The sequence below is a fragment of the Curtobacterium sp. B8 genome, assembly GCF_000333315.1.
Taxonomy (GTDB): Bacteria; Actinomycetota; Actinomycetes; order Actinomycetales; family Microbacteriaceae; genus Curtobacterium; species Curtobacterium luteum.
Genome location: NZ_BACW01000080.1, coordinates 1 through 1,675 on the forward strand (window position 1 = coordinate 1; position 1,675 = coordinate 1,675).

A 1,675-nucleotide genomic window follows, 5' to 3' on the forward strand; every position below is an offset into this window, starting at 1 on the left:
CGAGGACTCGACTCTCTGTCTCGACCGCGCGTCCCTGCGCGACCAGCACACCCCTGTCCACCGCTGATCGGACCACCCGGTGAAGCGCCGCAACGTCGTCATCGCGGCTTCCGCTGCCGCCGCGTTGATCATCGGCATCCCCACCGCAGCCACCGCCGCCCCTTGGTGGGGCTGGCACCACCACTGGCGTCCGGCACCCGCGCCGACCGCGTCGCCGACGCCCTCGGACGACCCGACCGCCGACAGCACGCCGACGCCCGACCCCGCCGACGAGGCGCCGTCGGACGACTCGACGGCGACGCCCGACGCCACGCCGACGGGCGCACCGATCCAGGAGTCGACCCCGACCCCGACGACGAGCCCGGCGCCGGCCGAGACGGCTGCCCCAGCCGACGAGCCGACCGAGGCCGCGTCGTCCGCCGCCGACCCGAGCGGTGCCCAGCCGCCGGCCGCCTCCTTCGTCGAGGACTTCGACCTCGCTGCCGGCCTCGGAGCCGTCGCGAGCCGGTACCCGCAGGCCTGGCAGCCGTACCCGGACGGCACGTCGGGCATCTACGCACCGAGCCAGACCGTGACCGTGCACGACGGTGTCCTCGACGCCCGGCTCGGCGGTGCGGGAACGGCCGGCACGTTCGGCACGAAGGCCGGCGCCTACGACCACGTCGGCGGCTCGTTCTCGGTCCGCGCGAAGGCGACGGGCGGCGACGGCAACGGTGCGGCGTTCATGCTGTGGCCGACCTCGAACCGGTGGGCCGACGGCGAGATCGACTTCCCCGAGGGCAACTTCGAGTCGGAGCCGATGGCGTTCCACCACTCGATGACCCCGGGCCAGGAAGCCGAGCGCGTGCAGATCCCCACGGGCGTCTCGTGGCGTGACTGGCACACCTACACGGTCGACTGGGACCCGGGGAAGTCGGTCACCTACAAGGTCGACGGCAAGGTCATCGGGACGGTCACGCACGACGTCCCGACCACGCCGCACCGGTTCATGTTCCAGACCGGCAACTGGGGCGCGAGCGGCAACCTGCTCATCGACTGGGTGTCGACGACCGAGTGACGGCCCAGCCCTGACGGGCTGACGACCTGACACGACGGGAGGCACGGTGTGGCGACGCATCGTGCCTCCCGTTCCGTCGTCCGGGTCGCGCAGCTCGGCGTGCGCGCAGGCAGCGGTGGCCTGCGCGCGGACCACGCGTCAGGCCCCGCTGCTCCACCGGGCTTCGTGCTGCCGCAGCTCCACCACCACCTGGTCGAGGAAGTCGTCGACCTCGTCCTGGTCGTAGCCGTCCCGGAACCGTGTCGGCCGGAACCGCGACATCGTCACGTCCTCCGCGGTCAGCGGTTCGGCCGGTCGGCCGCGCTCGTACGCCGCCAGCGTGGCCCGGACCCGGTCGAGGAAGTCGTCGACCTGCCCCTGGTCGTACCCCTCACGCCACTTCGTCGGTGCGAACCGCTTGGCCGCGACGTCCCCTGCGAGCATCGTTCCCCCTCGATCGTCGATGGCCACACGCTACAGTCCCGCCATGATCGTCTGGGTGAACGGGACGCACGGTGTGGGGAAGACGACGACGAGCCGCCTCGTGCAGGAACGGCTGCCCGGCTCGCACCTGCTCGACGCGGAGAAGGTGGGGGAGACCCTCATGGACGTGTCGCCGTCCCTGCCGTGGACGGGCAA

1 protein-coding gene and 1 pseudogene are annotated in these 1,675 nt (G+C 72.4%); one reads left to right on the forward strand and one right to left on the reverse strand.

Annotation, left to right across the window (positions count from 1 at the left end; translation table 11 throughout):
- Nucleotides 1–79 precede the first annotated feature (79 nt).
- Nucleotides 80–1,057: a glycoside hydrolase family 16 protein gene (locus I59_RS02150; protein WP_022902469.1), complete on the forward strand. Its 978-nt coding sequence runs from the start codon at nucleotides 80–82 to the stop codon at nucleotides 1,055–1,057.
- Nucleotides 1,058–1,225: 168 nt separating this feature from the next.
- On the opposite strand, the pseudogene I59_RS02155 reads toward I59_RS02150, so the two are convergent.
- Nucleotides 1,226–1,480 (reverse strand): annotated as a pseudogene (locus I59_RS02155) (DivIVA domain-containing protein); the annotation flags it as partial.
- Nucleotides 1,481–1,675: the final 195 nt, after the last annotated feature.